Genomic DNA, 17,283 nt, shown 5'->3' on the forward strand with positions numbered 1-17,283 from the left:
CGCCCCCTATACGACCGCGTCCGGTACCGCCTGCTTCGCGAACTGCGTGCGGTACAGCTCGGCGTATCGCCCGTCGGCGGCGAGGAGTTCGTCGTGCGTGCCGCGTTCCACGATGCGCCCCGCCTCGACGACCAGGATCTGGTCGGCGGAGCGCACCGTGGACAGCCGGTGGGCGATCACCACGGCCGTGCGGCCCTGGAGTGCCTCCGTCAGGGCCTCCTGCACGGCGGCCTCCGAGGTGTTGTCCAGGTGCGCGGTGGCCTCGTCGAGGATGACGACGCGCTGGCGGGCCAGCAACAGGCGGGCGATGGTGAGGCGTTGGCGCTCGCCTCCGGAGAGGCGGTAGCCGCGTTCGCCGACGACCGTGTCCAGGCCGTCGGGCAGGGACCGTACGAGATCGTCGAGGCGGGAGCGGCGCAGCGCGTCCCACAACTCGTCCTCGGTGGCGGTGGGTTGGGCCAGCAGGAGGTTGGCGCGGACGGAGTCGTGGAAGAGGTGGCCGTCCTGGGTGACCATGCCGAGGGTGGCCCGCAGGGAGGCGGCCGTGAGGTCGCGGACGTCGGTGCCGCCGATGCGGACGGCGCCTTCGTCGACGTCGTAGAGGCGGGGCAGGAGTTGGGCGATGGTGGACTTGCCGGCGCCGGAGGAGCCGACGAGGGCGATGGTCTGGCCGGGTTCGGCGCGGAAGGAGACGCCGTGCAGGACCTCGGCGCCGCCGCGGGTGTCGAGGGTGGCGACCTCTTCGAGTGAGGCGAGGGAGACCTTGTCGGCGGAGGGGTAGGCGAAGCGGACCTCGTCGAACTCGACCGCGACCGGGCCCTCGGGGACCTCGCGGGCGTCCGGCTTCTCCTCGATCAGCGGTTTCAGGTCCAGCACCTCGAAGACGCGCTCGAAGCTGACCAGGGCGCTCATCACCTCGACGCGGGCTCCGGCGAGCGCGGTGAGCGGGGCGTAGAGGCGGGTCAGGAGCAGGGCCAGGGAGACGACCGCGCCCGGCTCCAGGGTGCCGTGCAGGGCGAACCAGCCGCCGAGGCCGTAGACGAGGGCGAGAGCCAGGGCGGAGACCAGGGTCAGGGAGGTGATGAACACCGACTGGGCGGTGGCCGTGCGGACGCCGATGTCGCGGACGCGGCTCGCGCGTTCGGCGAACTCGACGGACTCCTCCTCGGGGCGGCCGAAGAGTTTCACGAGGGTGGCGCCGGGGGCGGAGAAGCGTTCGGTCATACGGGTGCTCATCGCCGCGTTGAGCGTGGCCGCCTCGCGCTGCATGCGGGCCATGCGGCTGCCCATCCGGCGGGCCGGGACCACGAACACCGGGAGCAGGACGAGCGCGAGCAGGGTGATCTGCCAGGACAGGGTGAGCATGACGGCCAGCGTGAGCAGCAGTGTCACCACGTTGGACACCACTCCGGAGAGCGTGTTGCTGAACGCCCGCTGCGCGCCGATGACGTCGTTGTTGAGTCGGGAGACGAGCGCTCCCGTACGAGTACGTGTGAAGAACGCGACCGGCATGCGCTGCACATGATCGAAGACGGCTGTCCGCAGATCGAGGATGAGTCCCTCCCCGAGCGCGGAGGAAAGGCGTCGGCCAAGAATGCCGAGCGCCGCCTCGGCGACCGCGATCAGGGCGATGAGCAGGGCGAGGCGTACGACGGTGCCGTCGTCGCCGCCCGACACGATCGCGTCGACGACATGTCCGGCCAGTACGGGGGTCGCGACGGCGAGCAGTGCGGTCAGCACCCCGAGCAGGACGAAGCGGGCGATCGGGCGGCGGTGCGGTCGCGCGAACGCAGCGATGCGGCGCAGCGTGGCGCGGGCCAGCGGCCGGCGCTCCTGTTCCGCGGTCATGACACTGTGCAGTTGGGTCCAGGCGGTGCTTTCCATGCTCATGGGAGAGACCGTAGGACCTCAAGCGGCGTTGAGGTCAACGTATCCGCCGGATCCCCGGGCGAGGACACGTGTAAGGCCTCGCGTAAGGAACTGTCCGCGCTGCCGCAACCCGCAGTTGTCGTGGCGCGGAGAACCTCCAGTGGTGTGAGACACATCCGCGTCCGGCAGATCCTGTGCCTGCTTCCGTTGCTCCTGGTCGCCGTCGTCGCCGTCCAGCACCGGTCCGTCCTCGTCGCGGGCTTCGGCCAGTTGCGGGCGGCGGAGTGGCCCTGGCTGGTGGCGGCGGCCGGTGCCACCTGTCTGACCTGGGTCGCCGCCGCGGTCACCCGGCAGGGTGCCGTCGTCGAACGGCTGCCCGCGCGGCGGCTGTTGGCCACGCAGTTCGCGGCGGGCGCGGCGAATCATCTGCTGCCCACGGGACTTGGCGCGGGCGCGGTGAATCTGCGGTTCCTGACCGTGTGCGGGCTGCCGCTGGCCCGTTCGTCGGCCGCGCTGGCGCTGTTCCTGCTCGCGGAGTCGATAGCCCGGCTGACGCTGCTCACCGGTCTGCTGATCGCCTTCCCGGACGCCCTGCGCCTGGGAACTCTCCTTCCGGCGGGGGCGGTCGGCCCGCTGCTGCTGATCCTCGGTGCCGTGCTGTGCGCGGCGGTCGTGGTGCTCGTCCTGGTGCGACGGCTGCGTACGGCCGTCCTGTCGTTCCTGCGCACCGCGCTGAGCGAGGCCCGTTCCGTGCACACCCGGCCGGCCCGGGCGCTGGCGCTGTGGGGCGGTTCGCTGGCGTTCCCCGCGCTCCAGGCGGCCGGCCTGGTCGCCGTGGGGCAGGCGTTGAATCTGCCGGTGCCGCCCGCGCAGATGGCGCTCGCCTATCTGGCGGCGACGGTGGCCGTCGCGCTGGTGCCCACGCCGGGCGGGATCGGCTCGGTGGAGGCCGCGCTGATCGTGGCGCTGGTCGCGGCGGGCGGTCCGGTCGCGGTGGCCACGGCGGTGGTGCTGGCGTACCGGATCATCACGGTCTGGATTCCCATCATTCCGGGCGCGTTGACGCTCGGTGCTCTGGTCCGACTGCGAGTCATCTGACTGCAGAACTCGATTCAACAATCCCGTAAAGCTCCATCAGCCCTGGTCGAAGCATCGGCCGGGGCTGATTCGCGTTCACCCCAACTCCTTTGTTTTACTTTTTACTTGACTACACATGACAGCACGAGTTGACTGAAGAGCGTTGATTTGTCAGCCGAGGAGGCAGGACTGTCATGGGGGACGAGACGTTAGGCATCATCCTGGCGGGAGGCCGGGGCGAACGCGCCAAGCCGCTCACCCTCGCCTCGTCCGACTACATCCGCAGCAAGGCCCTCATCCCGTTCGTCGGCCGCTCGGTCGTCGAATGGCTCGTCGAGTCCTGCCGTGACCAGGGCATCCGCCGCTTCTACGTGATCGCCCAGGGCGCCGAGAACCACAGCCAGATCAAGCTCGTGCTCGGCCACGGCGAACGGTTCGGCGTGGAGATCCACTACTCCCGCGCCCGGCTCGACCGCTACAACGTCGGCTCGGGCGCCGCCACCCTGCACAACCTCGAACAGTGGGACCTGGCCGGCCGCGCCCTGGTGCTGCCGGTGGACTCGGTCTTCGAGTTCGACCTCAGCACACTGGTCGACACGCACGACGCCGCCGACGCCGTCGTGACCGTCGCCGCGGTCGGCCGTACCCCCGAGGAGATCGCCGGCAAGTACGGCGTGATGCAGACCTCCCCGGACGGACTGGTCGCGGGATTCCTGGAGAAGCCCGACCTGGACCGCGTCCACCGCGTCTTCCCCGAGACCTCGCTGCCCGGCTCCCGCACCACCCTGCCCACCAACGCCGGGATGTACCTGGTCGACTGCGGCCGATTACGGCTCGCCGCGCGCAACCCCGAGATGATCCGGCTCGCCCAGCAGCGCCTGGACTGGGGCGGCGACCTGCTGCCCTGGCTGGTCGGGCGGGGACTGCCGGTCGCGGTCGCCCCCATCGACCGGCTCGGCGACCTCGGCAGCATCCCCGACTACCTCGCCACCCTCGGCGACGTGCTCGGCGGCCACTACCGCCGGATGAACCGGGCCATGGGCGAACCGACCAGCACCGACCCCCGGTACTGGATCCACGAGTCCAGCCTGCGCACCAAGGACAGCGTGACCGGCACCACCCTGGCCCAGAAGATCTCCGAGGGCAGTGTCGTCATCGGCCCCGCCGTCCGCATCGGGCGTAACGCCGAGATCGGTCCCGGAGTGAAGCTGCGGTTCAGCGACATCGGCGACGGCGTCGACGTGGACGAGGGCGCCCGGCTGAGCCGGACGGCGATCGGCGACGGCGCCGTCGTCGGGCCGTACGCCCGTATCACCGACTCGTACGTCGGGCCGCTGGCGCGCGTGCACTCCGAGCGCGACAACCCGGTCCGGCTGCTGCACTCCGCGATCGGCGAGGCCGCCGACCTGCGTCCCGGTACCCGGCTGACCGGGGTGAGCGTGTATCCGCGGCTGCGGGTGCCCGCCGTCACCGGTCTGCCCACCGGCACCCATCTGACCAGCTCCGACGACATCCTGCACTGGATCTGAGCGCGCCCCGCCAACTCCCCCGCCCCTTCCGGCTCTTCCGCAGCCCCGTGGAGATCTCGATGGACAGCCCGATCGCAGTCATAGGAGGAACCGGCCGCGTCGGCCGGCTCGTCGCCCGTCAACTGCTCGCCCGCGGCGAGAGCGTCCGGGTCATCGGCCGCAGCACGCAGCGCGCCCGGCGGCACAATCCGCCGCAGGCGCAGTTCTTCGCGGCCGACGTACGCGCCCCCGCCACCGTCCGCACACCCCTGCACGGCTGTTCGGCGGTCGTCTACATCGTGGAGCCGGGCACCGACGACGCAGGTCCCGACAGCCCCGAGACCACCCTGCACACCGGGGTCCGCCATGTCCTGGACGCCCTCCTCGCCGCCTCCGGCAGCCCGCACTTCGTGCTGGTCAGCCAGCGCCATGTGACCCGCCGCGACCACCCGATGAACGCCTACGGCCGGATGCTGGACTGGCGGCTGGCCGGCGAGAACGCGGTCCGCTCCTCCGGGCTGCCGTACACGGTGATCCGCCCGGGCTGGCTGACGGACGAGCCCGGCCACGGCCATCTGCACCTGGAGCAGGGCGACGTCGGCGACGGCCGGGTGGCCCGCCCGCATGTGGCGGACGCCTGCGTCGAGGCGCTGTACTCGCCCGCCGCCCGGGGCGTGACCTTCGAGATGCGCAGCGAGGTGGGACCGGGCGCCGGCTCCCCGCCCTGGGACGAACTGTTCACCGGCCTCCGCGCCGACACTCCGACCGCGGCCCGGGCCGCACTCGCCTGAGGGTGGCCACCGATGTGTACGACACTCCGACCGACTCTGCGACGAATGCCATGACAGAACAGATGACCTTGAGTCCCGAAGAGGCCACCGGCACCTACGGCGGCCATCCCTCCGACGTCACCCCCGGCCGCCCGCAGCCGCTGGGGACCACCGTCGACAGCGACGGTGTCAACTTCTCGCTCTTCTCCGAACACGCCACCCGTGTCGACCTGTTGCTCTTCGAGCACTGCGACAGCCCGCAGCCCTACCGCACGATCCCGCTGCTCCCCGACCGCCACCGCAGCTTCCACTTCTGGCACTGCCACGTGCGCGGGATCGGCGCCGGCCAGGTGTACGCCTTCCGCATCGACGGACCGCGCGACCTCAGCGCCCTGGGCAGCCGGTTCGACCAGCGGAAGGTGCTGATCGACCCGTACGCGCGGGCCAACGTCAACAGCCGCTGGGAGCGCACCCACGCCATCGGCCCCGGGGACAACGTCGAGCACTGCATGCGCAGTCTCGTCGTCGACCTGGACGACTACGACTGGGAGGGCGACGCCCCGCTGCACACCCCGATGGCGGAGACCGTCGTCTACGAGATGCACGTACGCGGCCTCACCGCCTCCCCCACCTCGGAGACCGCGCGGCCCGGCACCTTCTCCGCCGTCATCGACAAGATCCCGCATCTGCGCGAACTCGGCGTCACCGCCGTGGAGTTGCTGCCGGTCTTCGACTTCGACGAGACCCAGGTGCTCCGCACAGGACCCGACGGCACCCCGCTGCGCAACTACTGGGGCTACGACCCCTACGGCTTCTTCGCCCCGCACACCGGCTACTGCTCGAGCCCCCATCTCGCCACGCACATCACCGAGTTCCGCGACATGGTGAAGGCGTTCCACCAGGCGGGCATCGAGGTCATCCTCGACGTGGTCTTCAACCACACCAGCGAGGGCAACGAGTTCGGGCCGACGATCAGCTTCCGGGGCGCGGCCAACGAGGCGTACTACCACCTGTGGCCGCAGGACCGCTCGCACTACATGGACTTCACCGGGTGCGGCAACGCTGTCAACGCCAACCACCCGATGGTCACCAAGTTCATCGTGGAGTGCCTCGAGTACTGGGTGACCGAGCACCACGTCGACGGCTTCCGCTTCGACCTCGCCTCCGAGCTGTCCCGCGGCCCCCTCGGCTACGAGATGGCGGTGCCGCCGGCCCTCTGGGCGATCGAGCTGTCGCAGGTGCTGTCCGAGACGAAGATCATCGCGGAGCCGTGGGACGGCGGCGGCCTGTATCAGGTCGGCCGGTTCCCGGGGAAGCGCTGGGCGCAGTGGAACGGCCCGTTCCGCGACGACGTACGGCGGTTCGTGCGCGGCGACGCCGGCATGGTCGGCGAGGTCGCCTCCCGGCTCGGCGGCTCGGCCGACCTGTTCGCCGCCCAGGGCGAACTCCCCACCAACAGCATCAACTTCATCACCTGCCACGACGGCTTCACCCTCAACGACCTGGTCAGCTACAACGCGAAGCACAACCACGCCAACGGTGAGGCCAACGCCGACGGCGCGGACGAGAACTACAGCTGGAACTGCGGGGTCGAGGGACCCACCGACGACTCCGACGTCGAATGCCTGCGGGTACGGCAGATCAAGAACCTGCTGTCCCTGCTGATGCTCAGCCGCGGGGTGCCGATGCTGCTGGCCGGCGACGAGTTCCGCAACAGCCAGGGCGGCAACAACAACGGCTACTGCCAGGACAACCAGACCTCCTGGCTCGACTGGAACCAGGCCAGGAAGGAGAAGGAGACGACCGCCTTCACCCGGCGCGTCGTCCAGCTCCGCAAGCGCTACCGCACCCTGCGCGAACCGCAGTTCTTCTCCGAACGCCTCAACTCCCGCTCCCAGCCCGACATCACCTGGCACGGCACCCGGCTCCACCAACCCGGCTGGGACGACCCCAACGCCCGGGTGCTGGCCTGCACGTACGGCGGTTTCGACGGTGACCCGGACCTGCATCTGATCCTCAACATGTACCACCTGGGGCTCGACTTCGAGCTGCCCGAGATCCCCGGCCACCACTGGCACCGCGTGCTCGACACGGCCCGCCCCGGCCCCTACGACATCCTTCCGCCCGGAGAAGAGGAGCTGGTCGCCGGTCCGACCCACCACGCCCAGGGCCGCAGCGTCGTCCTGCTCGCGTCCCTGCCCGACGAGAAGGGCACCTGAGATGAGTGCACCTGCGCAACGACGCATCAACTCCGACACGCTCGCCGGCTACATCACCTACTACAGCCCGACCGGCCGCCGCTTCGGCCTGCGCACCTCGGACGAACGGGAGTTCACGGTCCACCTGCCCGCGAACGCCGTCTCGCGCATCGTCCGCAACCTCGGCGACGACTACCGGGACACCACCGCCGACACCGTCGACATGCTGGCCGAGGGCCGCTACGTCTTCGCGTACGGCATCCTCTACGAGTGGGAGGGCGGCTCCCGGTTCGAGGCCAAGGAGATCACCTTCCCGGAGGAGACCCGCGGCCAGTACGTCTTCGAGCACCCGAACTGGTGGGTGCAACAGGCCGCCGCCATCGCCGACTTCTATCTGCGCGGCCACTTCCCCGACGGCGTGTACGACTGGCGCGGATTCCGCACCCATCTCACGCTCAGCGGCACCCATCTGCCGGACTTCGCCGGCGCGGACGTACGCCAGGAGACGGACACCATCTCCCGGCTGGTCTACGGCCTGGCCACGGCGTATCTGCTGACCGGCAAGGACCGCTTCCTGGAGGCGGCCGAGGCCGGCACCGAGTATCTGCGCGAGCACATGCGGGTGGACGACACCGCAGACGGGATCACCTACTGGTACCACGGCATCGACATCACGTCCTCCGGCCACCGTCCGGTCTTCGCCTCGGAGTTCGGCGACGACTTCGACGCCATCCCGATGTACGAGCAGATCTACGCGCTCGCCGGTCCCACCCAGACGTTCCGCGTCACCGGAGACCCGCGGATCCTCCAGGACATCGACCGGACGGTCGAGCTGTTCCAGAAGTACTTCCGCGACCCCGTGCGCGGCGGGTTCTTCTCGCACCTCGACCCGATCACCCTGGACCCGAACGCCGACTCGCTGGGCCGCAACCGGTCCCGCAAGAACTGGAACTCGGTCGGCGACCACGCCCCCGCGTATCTGATCAACGCCTATCTGGCGACCGGCCGTTCGGACTTCGCCGCGCTGCTCGAGGAGACCGCGGACACCATCGTGGAGCGGTTCCCGGACGAGCCGAACAGCCCGTTCGTGCAGGAGCGGTTCCACGCCGACTGGAGTCCGGACCGGACCTGGGGCTGGCAGCAGGACCGGGCGGTCGTCGGCCACAACCTGAAGATCGCCTGGAACCTGACCCGCATCAAGTCCCTGCACGACAAGCCCGAGTACGGCACGACCGCCGAGCGGATCGCCGAGATCATGCCGCCGGTGGGCAGCGACGGGTTGCGCGGCGGCTGGCTGGACGTGGTCGAGCGGCAGCCCGACCCGGACAGCGGCATCCACCGCATGGTGTGGCACGACCGCAAGGCCTGGTGGCAGCAGGAACAGGCGATCCTCGCCTATCTGATCCTGGCCGGCACCACCGGCGACCCGGAGCAGCTGCGGCTGGCGCGCGAGGCGGCGGCGTTCTACAACGCCTTCTTCCTCGACTACCAGGACGGCGGCGTCTACTTCAACGTGCTGGCGAACGGCATCCCGTACCTGCTGGGCACCGAACGCCTCAAGGGCAGCCACGCGATGGCCGGTTACCACGCGCTGGAGCTGTGCTACCTGTCGGCCGCCTACACCGGGCTGCTGCTCAGCGACGACCCGGTCACCCTGCACTTCAAGCCGCGCCCGGAGGACCTGCCGGGCCGGGTGCTGCGGGTCGCGCCGGACCTGCTGCCGGCCGGCTCGGTGGAGCTGACCCGGGTGTGGGTCGACGACCAGCCCTACCACAACTTCGACGGCAAGGACCTGACGATCGTCCTGCCCCGCGGCGACGAACCGGTGCGCGTCCGCGTCGAGTTGGAGCCGGCCACCATGCGGCTGCGGATGCGCACCTCGTTCGACGGCGGCACCGCCCACGTCAGCTGCCACGGCGTGATCGACGCGACCGAACTGGGCAAGTTCCGCCGAGTCCTGGCCGAGGTCATGGCGGCGCAACCGCAGCGCGTGGAGTTCCACCTGTGCGAGGTCGGGGGCATGTGCCGGCCCGCCATCAACGAGCTGCTGTTCCAGCGCACCAAGGCGGGCCTGGACGTCGACTTCGTCATCGTGGGCTGCGCGCTGCCGGACGTGGCGGACGCCCTCCTCGCGACGGACGCCTTCCTGCTGGCTGGGGGTGACGAGTGCAACCATGAGTGACCTCGCGACCATCACCCTCCCATTACCCCCGATGCGCACCCCGGGGGCACCGCCGGGCACCTCCGCCGGGCTCCCCGCCTACTGCCGCGAGCTGTTCGGCGACTTCACCCGCGCCGACCAGCGGCGCTGGGGCGAGGTGTATGTGCGCGGGCTGCTGGACGTGCCCGGGCGCAAGACGCCCGCCCGGATCTCCGAGCAGGTGCTCGGCAGGCGGGCCGTGCAGCAGATCCAGCAGTTCGTGAACCAGAGTCCGTGGGCGTCCGCTCCCGTGCGGGGGCGGCTCGCCCGGCAGGTGGTGCGGGCCTTCCGCGCCGAGGCCTGGTCCGTCGACGAGGTCGTCTTCGCCAAGAACGGCGACCGGTCGGTGGGCGTGGCCCGCCAGTACGCGTCCTCCCAGGAGCGGACGGTGAACTGCCAACTGGCGCTCGCCGCCTCCCTGGTGGGCCAGGCGGGCGGGGTCCCGGTGAACTGGCGGCTGCTGCTGCCGGCCCGCTGGGACCGCGACGAGCGGCTGCGCGGCCAGGCCCATGTCCCGGCCCAGGAACGGTGCAGGCCGCGCTGGAGCTACGTACTGGAGGCGCTCGACGAGATGCTCGACGAGTGGTCCCTGGAGCCGCTGCCGGTGCTGGCCGACTGGCGCTGCGAGAGCGACCCGGACCCGCTGCTGCGCGGTCTGGAGGCGCGCGGCCTCGGCTATCTCGTCCAGGCGGCGCCGCACACCCCGGTGCTGCTGTCCCGCCGGCAGGCCGCCGCCCCCGGCACGCGCGGCACGCTCGCCGAACTCGCCGCGCACGCGGCGCGCCACGGTGAGCGGACCTCGGTGACCTGGCACGACCCGGTGACCGAGCGCATGCGGCACTCGGAGTTCGTGACCGGCCCGGTGCTGCTGCGCGCGGACCCGGCCGCGGGCACACTCCCCCGCCCGCGTCTCCTCCTCGCGGACTGGCCCTACGGCCGCTCCCGGCCGCGCGCCTACTGGCTGACGAACCTCCCGGCCCGCCGGCTCGCGGAGATCGTGCCGCTGGCGCAGTTGCGGCGGTTCGCCGAGGGGGCGCTCGGCCGGATGCACGAGGAGTTCGGGCTCGGCGACTTCGAGGGCCGCTCCTTCCGGGGCTGGCACCACCATGTGACGCTGGCCTCGGCCGCGCTCGGCTACGACATGGTGCGCCAGCAGGCGGACGAGAGAGCCCTGAGCCGCCCGCGTGCCTGAACCGGTGCCTCACGACGGCCCCGTACGGATACGTCCGTACGGGGCCGCCGTGCGCTCACTTCTGCCAGCCGACCTTGCTGAAGTCGACGTCGCCGAGTCCCGGCACCCCGTAGTTGGCCAGGCCCTTGCGGACGGCGAGGATCTGCGGCCGCTGGTAGAGCTCGATGTCGTGTCCGAGCCGCCAGATCTCGGCGTCCGCCCGGTCGTAGAGCCGCTGGGCGGTCCGTTCGTCGAGGGCTCCGACGGCCTGGCCGAGGAGCTGGTCGACCTGTGCCGATCCGACGCCGCCGTAGTTCTGGTACGGCTGTCCCGTCGTGGGGCGGCGGTAGATGGCGTAGGCGGAGCTCGGGTACGTCAGGCCGGTGAAGCGGAAGATGGCGAGGTCGAAGTTGCCCTTCTCCAGGTACTGCGGCGCGTAGGCGGACGCGGGCACCTTCTGGATGTCGATCCGGATGCCGGCCTGGGCGAGCATGTGCTGGACGAGCTGGGCGAGGTCCTCGCCGAGCCGGTTGGTGCCCTCGCTGAGCACGAAGCGGAGGGTGAGGCTGCGGCCGTTCTTCATGCGGGTCCTGCCGGCGCCCGGGCTCTTCCAGCCCGCGGCGTCCAGGGCCTTTTCGGCGGCCCTGAGGTCGTAGGTGCCGTAGGGGCGGGAGTTGTCGGTGTAGCCGGGCTGGTTGGTCATGAAGAAGTGGTTGCCGAGCAACGGCACCTTGACCGGGAGGCCTTCGGCGGCGACGTCGGCCAACGCGGTGCGGTCGACGGCCTGTTGGACCGCGTTGCGTACCGTCTGGTCGGCGAGCGGGCCGCCCGCGCCGTTGAGGGTGATGTGCACCTCGTCCCAGGCGGAGCCGATGCGGATCTCGCTGTCCGGCGCGTTCTTCAGCTGCGCGTAGGCCTCGCTGGTGGCCGCGTTGACCGCGTCGACCTCGCCGTTCAGGAAGGCCTGGAGAGCGGCGTCGGCGTCGAGGACGCGGAAGACGATCCGGTCGAGCCGGGGTTTCGTGCCCCACCAGCGGGGGTCGGGGACGAGGGTGAGGGTCTGCGCGGTCCGGTCGACCGAGGCGAGCTTGAACGGGCCCGCGCTGATGGGCAGTTGCCCCTGCCAGCCGGAGTTGAAGCGCTGCGGGGTGTCGTAGGCGGCGGCCGGGAAGAGCGGGGTGAACAGCCTGCGCCAGTCGGCGTACGGCTGCTTGAAGGTGACCCGCACCTCGTGCGCGCCGGCGCCCTGGCGTACGTCGGCGATACGGTCGTAGCCGCTGGTGTCGGCGACCAGGTAGCGCTGGTCGGCGCCGCCGAGCGCGTGCCACTGGGCGGCGAAGTCCCGCCAGCCCAGGGCCTTTCCGTCGGACCAGCGGGCCTTCGGGTTGAGCCGGTAGGTGACGACCTGGGGCGAGGTGCCGGTGACGGACGCGGAGAGCAGGTACTCCGGCACCGCGTGCGGGACGCCCTTGGCGTCGCGGGCGAAGAGCCGGGGCTCGGTCATGCTGTCGACGGTCCACACGTCGTCCAGGGCGCCGTCGACGTGGTCGAAGTTGAACTGCGTGATCATCTGCGCCATCGGCAGGGTCAGAGTGCCGCCCGCGCGCAGGGCGTCCGCGGGCTGGGCGTTGATGTCGTGGGTGCCGTAGGTCGGCAGCGCCGGACGGCGGCCGGGGGCCGGGGAACCGGAGCAGCCGGCCATGGCCAGGAGGACGAGCGTGCACACCAGCGAGCGCGCGAACCGGCGCCGTAATCGCTCCACCCTGCGGTCCTCCCATTACGGACGAACCGTCAACTGCCCGAACTGTCCTGCGCATTGCGGAGCCGGAGCTTAACATCACGATGTGTCACCCATATGAAGCGGAACGAGGGCCCATGCTCTCCCTGATCCTCAGGCGCCTGGTCCACTGCACGATCCTCTTCCTCACCTCCGTCGTCCTCACCTACGCGCTCGCCTCGACCGCGCTCGATCCGCGCGCCTACTTCGAGGGCCGGCAACCGCCCCCGCCCGCCCGGGTCGTCGACGCGGAGCTGGCCCGGCTGGGCATGGACGACCGCGCTCCGCTGCCGGAGCGGTTCGCGCACTGGGCGGGGCGGGCCCTCCACGGCGATCTGGGGCCGACCATCGACGGGGAGTCGGTGAACGCCGAGTTCGGCCGCCGGGTCGGGGTGTCGGTGCGGTTGTTGCTGATCGGCACCGTGGTGGGTACGGCGGTGGGGGTGCTGGCCGGGATGTGGGGTGCGGTCCGCCACGGCCGGCCGGGCGACCGGATCCTGACGGTGTTCTCGTTCGCGGTGCTGTGCGTGCCCACGTTCGTGCTGGCGCTGCTGTTGAAGACCGGCGCGCTGGCGGTCAACCGGGCCGCCGGGAGCCAGGTCGTCCTCTACACGGGCGAGCACACACCGGGACTCCAGGGCGACTGGACCGTCCAACTGCGGGACACCGCCGCCCACTTGCTGCTGCCGGCGATCTGTGTGGCGCTCCCCGCGATCGCCTCCTACAGCCGCTACCAGCGCGCCGCCACCCTCGACGTCCTGGGCGCCGACCACCTGCGCACCGCCCGCGCCAAGGGGCTCACCCCGGGACGGGCGCTGCTGCGGCACGGGCTGCGGATCTCGCTCGTCCCGGTGTCGGTGTTCTTCGCCTACGGGATGCTGACCCTGTTCACCGGGGCCGTGTTCACCGAGGCGGTCTTCGGCTGGCCCGGCATGGGGAGTTGGCTCGTCGACTCGGTGCAGAAGGGCGACGTGAACTCGGTGGTGGCCGTGAACATCTTCGCCGCGGCCGTCGTCCTGCTCGCCGGGCTGCTCGCCGACGTCCTGCACGCATTGCTCGATCCCCGGGTACGGCAGCCGTGAGGGCCGGCGGACGGGGGCGCGCGGTACTGCGCCGGACGGTACGGCGGCCGGGGGCGCTGTGCGGACTCGCGGTCCTGCTGGTGCTGTTCGCCCTGGCGTTCGTGGGGCCGTACCTCAGCCCGTGGACGCACACGGACGTCGACTACACGGCGCTGCGGCAGCCGCCGGACGCGCGGCACTGGATGGGCACCAACCGGATCGGGCAGGACGTCTTCGCCCAGGTGGTGCGGGGACTGCAGAAGTCGCTGCTGATCGGGCTGCTGGTCGCGGTGTTCTCGACCGGGCTGGCCGCGGTGGTGGGCGCCTGCGCGGGCTACTTCGGGGGCTGGACGGACCGGGTGCTGATGTTCGTCGTGGACCTCATGCTCGTCCTCCCGGCTTTCCTCGTGCTGTCCGTGGCCGCGCCCCGGCTGCGCGACCGCAGTTGGATCGCGCTGGTCGGACTGCTGGCGCTGCTGGGCTGGATGGTCACCGCGCGGGCGGTGCGCGGGATGACACGATCGCTGAGAGAGCGTCAGTTCGTGGTGGTGGCACGGCTGATGGGAGTCTCACCCGTCCGCATCCTGTGGCGGCACGTGCTGCCGCACACGGCGTCGTTCCTCATCACGGACGCGACGCTGGCGGTGGGCGCGGCGGTGATCAGCGAGACCGGGCTGTCGTACTTCGGTCTCGGCGTCCAGCCCCCGGACGTGTCCCTCGGCACGCTGATCGCGGACGCGACGGACGTGGCGCTGGTGTATCCGTGGATGTTCTTCTTCCCCACCGGGCTGCTGATCGCGTTCGTGCTGGCCGTCAACCTCGTCGGCGGCGCGCTGCGGGACGCGCTCGATCCGAAGACGGCGGACGGCGTCGCACCGTCGCGCGCCACCGTGCCGTCGGGGGTGTCCGGGTGAACGCCGTCCTGGAGGTCCGCGACCTGACGGTCGCCGTCGGCGCGGGGCGACGCCCACCGGTACCAGTGGTGCGAGGCGTCGACTTGACCCTCCGTCGCGGTGAAGTACTGGGCCTGGTGGGCGAGTCGGGGACCGGCAAGACGTTGACCGCACTGTCCCTGATGGGTCTCGCGCCGCCGAACGCGACGGTGGGCGGATCGGTACGGCTGCTCGGAGACGAGCTGCTCGGGCTCCCGGAGCGGGAGTTGGCGCGATTGCGCGGGCGCCGGATCGCCATGGTCTTCCAGGACCCGCTGCACGCCTTCACCCCGGTGCGGCGGGTCGGCGACCAGCTCGCGGAGGCGGTACGCATCCACCAACGGCCGCGCCCGCACCGGGAGTCGGCGCTGCGGCGGGCGGTGGAGCTGCTGGACTTCGTGGGGGTGCCGGAGCCGTCAAGGGCCGCGCGGGCCTACCCGCACCAGTTGTCCGGGGGCATGCTGCAACGGGCGATGATCGCGATGGCGATGGCCAACGGCCCCGATGTCCTGGTCGCGGACGAACCCACCAGCGCGCTCGACGTCACCGTGCAGGCCCAGGTCCTGGACGCCCTGGCCGACGCCCGCCGCGAGACCGGCGCGGCCCTGCTGCTCGTCACGCACGACCTCGGCGTCATCGCGGGCACGGCGGACCGGGTCGCCGTGCTGTACGCGGGCCGGGTGGTGGAGTCCGGCCCGGTCGAAACGGTACTCACCCGCCCCCGCATGCCGTACACGGTCGGCCTTGTCGGCTCGGTCCCCCGGGCCGACGCCCGCGTCCCCCTCACCCCGATACCCGGGACGGCCCCGGCACCGGGAGCAGCGGGCCCCGGCTGCGCCTTCGCACCGCGCTGTCCGCTGGCCCAGCCGGAGTGCGAGACCTCCACCATCCCCCTCCTGGGCGTGGACAGCCCGTCCCGGGCAGGCCTCGCCGGACCCGCCACGCACGAGGCGGCGTGCCGGCGGATCCCGCTGGTGATCCATCGGGGGGCTACGGGACTTTTTCCGCCGGGTGGGGCATCGGAGGTCGCCGGGTCGGGAGGGGCAGCGGAGGTCGTCAGCGGGAAGCACGCCGGACCCGGCGGAGCCCGCGGCGCGGGGCCCTACCTGAGCGGGCAACCCGCGTTACCGGGCAAAGGACCGGCCGTCCACACCACACCGGGTGGGAGACATGCCCTCCCGACTGCCCCACAGCCGGCCGCGTTTCCCCTGTCCCGCCCCGGCCCAGTCACCCCCGAAGTCGTGCTCCGCGTCTCCGGCCTCGCCAAGACGTACGTGCCCGTCAGCGGTCGCCGCCGCCGTGAGCGGGCGGTGCGGGCGGTCGAGGAGGTCGATCTGGAGGTGTGCCGCGGGGAGACCCTCGCGCTGGTGGGTGAGTCCGGGGCCGGGAAGTCGACGGCCCTGATGGAGATCGTGTCGCTCACCGCCCCGGAGGCGGGCACCGTCGAGATCCTCGGTCAGGATGTCGCACGGCTGACCCGGCGTACCGCCCGACTCCTGCGCGGTGCCGTGCAGATCGTGCCGCAGGATCCCCTGTCGAGTCTGGATCCGCGGATGCCGGTGGGTGACATCGTCGCGGAGCCGTTGTACGCGCACCGGGTGCCACGGGACGTCGTAGCGGCGCGGGTTCCGCGGTTGCTCGGTCAGGTGGGGCTGGATCCGGGGGACGCGGAGCGCTATCCGCATCAGTTCTCCGGGGGGCAGCGGCAGCGGGTCGCGATCGCGCGCGCCCTGGCCGTCGAGCCCGCACTGTTGCTGCTCGACGAGCCGGTGTCCGCGCTGGACGTGTCCGTGCAGGCCCAGATCCTGGAACTGCTGCTGCGGCTGAAGCGGGAGTTGGGGCCGGCGTATCTGCTGGTGTCGCACGATCTGGCGGTGGTCCGGCAGATCGCCGACCGGGTGTGTGTGATGTATGCGGGGCGGGTCGTGGAGACGGGGCCCGTCGCCGAGGTGTTCGACGGGCCCCGTCATCCCTACGCGCGGGCGCTGCTGTCGGCCGTCCCGCTGCTCGACCCGGTCGCCGAGCGCGCCCGGCGCCGGATCGTGCTGCCCGGCGAACCCCCGGCCGGGGCACCGCTGGTCGCGGGGTGCCGTTTCCGGTCCCGGTGTCCCGTGGCCGCGGCCCTCCCGGTCGCGCGGCGGATGCGGTGCGAGACCGAGATCCCGCGGCCGTCGCAGGTCACTCCGGCCGGCGACCACACGGTGGCGTGCCACTTCCCGCACCGGGGACTGCCCTGGGAGCAGACACGGTCGGACCGGGGGACGACCGGCCGGCCCTGGAGCTGACCGCCGGACCGTCCTCCGGTCCGCTGAGCCTCGTGTGCCGTTGTCCGTACGGCCGCCTCAGCAGCAGGCTCCGCTCGCACCGCTCGACTGGGCGATGCCCTCGCGCAGTGGGTGCGTGGTGGCACCCGAACCGTTCAACCAGAGTCCGCTCGTCACAAGCCCACCGACGAAGACGACGATTGCTATGAGCGTGAATACTTTGATGCTCATGAAAATCTCCTCTCCGAGCATTTACGGATGACGCGTTGACAAGACGAGTCAACAAGAACTTACTCAATGAGTCAAGTATTAATCTTGCAAAAGACGATCTCGAAAAGCGGAATGCCCACACCCAAATGAAGAATGAATTAACGTCAATTCAGAAAATGCCAGTCCAGGCCACTTCGCGCCAGCGAATCGATCAAGCAGACTCCATTGGATCGCGGGCGACTTACT

At 71.1% G+C, this 17,283-nt stretch carries 12 protein-coding genes; 9 read left to right on the plus strand and 3 right to left on the minus strand.

Translation table 11 applies throughout. The features are described 5' to 3' along the window. Positions 1–6: 6 nt before the first annotated feature. Positions 7–1,884 (minus strand): ABC transporter ATP-binding protein, encoded by a 1,878-nt coding sequence (locus SSP08S_RS36570; RefSeq protein WP_019072608.1) that lies wholly within the window; start codon positions 1,882–1,884, stop codon positions 7–9. A gap of 150 nt (positions 1,885–2,034) precedes the next feature. Between SSP08S_RS36570 and SSP08S_RS36575 the strand changes: the two genes are divergently transcribed. From SSP08S_RS36575 to SSP08S_RS36600, 6 genes are all read left to right on the plus strand, one after another. Next, the gene (locus tag SSP08S_RS36575; RefSeq protein ID WP_019072609.1) at positions 2,035–2,967 is read left to right on the plus strand and encodes a lysylphosphatidylglycerol synthase transmembrane domain-containing protein; all 933 of its coding nucleotides are present in this window, start codon (positions 2,035–2,037) and stop codon (positions 2,965–2,967) included. A gap of 173 nt (positions 2,968–3,140) precedes the next feature. After that, positions 3,141–4,475 carry a sugar phosphate nucleotidyltransferase gene (locus SSP08S_RS36580; RefSeq protein ID WP_019072610.1) on the plus strand — a complete coding sequence of 445 codons (1,335 nt, stop codon included), beginning with the start codon at positions 3,141–3,143 and terminating at the stop codon, positions 4,473–4,475. A gap of 59 nt (positions 4,476–4,534) precedes the next feature. Beyond that, the gene (locus SSP08S_RS36585; protein ID WP_019072611.1) at positions 4,535–5,245 is read left to right on the plus strand and encodes an NAD(P)H-binding protein; all 711 of its coding nucleotides are present in this window, start codon (positions 4,535–4,537) and stop codon (positions 5,243–5,245) included. A gap of 62 nt (positions 5,246–5,307) precedes the next feature. Next, positions 5,308–7,443 (plus strand): glycogen debranching protein GlgX, encoded by a 2,136-nt coding sequence (glgX, locus tag SSP08S_RS36590; protein WP_019072612.1) that lies wholly within the window; start codon positions 5,308–5,310, stop codon positions 7,441–7,443. 1 nt (position 7,444) lies between these two features. Next, positions 7,445–9,604 (plus strand): AGE family epimerase/isomerase, encoded by a 2,160-nt coding sequence (locus tag SSP08S_RS36595; protein WP_019072613.1) that lies wholly within the window; start codon positions 7,445–7,447, stop codon positions 9,602–9,604. A gap of 31 nt (positions 9,605–9,635) precedes the next feature. Next, complete coding sequence (locus SSP08S_RS36600; protein ID WP_019072614.1) at positions 9,636–10,814, plus strand: IS701 family transposase; 1,179 nt, start codon at positions 9,636–9,638, stop codon at positions 10,812–10,814. Positions 10,815–10,869: 55 nt separating this feature from the next. Here SSP08S_RS36600 and SSP08S_RS36605 read toward each other — a convergent pair whose 3' ends face one another. Beyond that, positions 10,870–12,495: an ABC transporter family substrate-binding protein gene (locus SSP08S_RS36605; RefSeq protein ID WP_051106054.1), complete on the minus strand. Its 1,626-nt coding sequence runs from the start codon at positions 12,493–12,495 to the stop codon at positions 10,870–10,872. Positions 12,496–12,668: 173 nt separating this feature from the next. Here SSP08S_RS36605 and SSP08S_RS36610 point away from each other — a divergent pair, with 173 nt between their 5' ends. The 3 genes from SSP08S_RS36610 to SSP08S_RS56590 are packed head-to-tail and all read left to right on the plus strand — an operon-like array spanning position 12,669 to position 16,848. Beyond that, positions 12,669–13,652 carry an ABC transporter permease gene (locus tag SSP08S_RS36610; protein WP_019072616.1) on the plus strand — a complete coding sequence of 328 codons (984 nt, stop codon included), beginning with the start codon at positions 12,669–12,671 and terminating at the stop codon, positions 13,650–13,652. Beyond that, a complete protein-coding gene (locus SSP08S_RS56585) occupies positions 13,649–14,545 on the plus strand; it encodes an ABC transporter permease (RefSeq protein ID WP_019072617.1) in 897 nt (298 codons plus the stop codon). Before SSP08S_RS36610 ends, SSP08S_RS56585 begins: the two co-directional genes overlap by 4 nt. Then, complete coding sequence (locus SSP08S_RS56590) at positions 14,542–16,848, plus strand: dipeptide ABC transporter ATP-binding protein (protein WP_019072618.1); 2,307 nt, start codon at positions 14,542–14,544, stop codon at positions 16,846–16,848. The genes SSP08S_RS56585 and SSP08S_RS56590 overlap by 4 nt, the downstream gene beginning before the upstream one ends. Before the next feature lie 57 nt (positions 16,849–16,905). On the opposite strand, the gene SSP08S_RS62035 is transcribed toward SSP08S_RS56590, so the two are convergent. Continuing rightward, positions 16,906–17,058, minus strand: a complete 153-nt coding sequence (locus SSP08S_RS62035) for a hypothetical protein (protein ID WP_158697264.1) — start codon at positions 17,056–17,058, stop codon at positions 16,906–16,908. Positions 17,059–17,283: the final 225 nt, after the last annotated feature.

It is taken from the genome of Streptomyces hokutonensis, from assembly GCF_000376565.1.
Classification (GTDB): domain Bacteria; phylum Actinomycetota; class Actinomycetes; order Streptomycetales; family Streptomycetaceae; genus Streptomyces; species Streptomyces hokutonensis.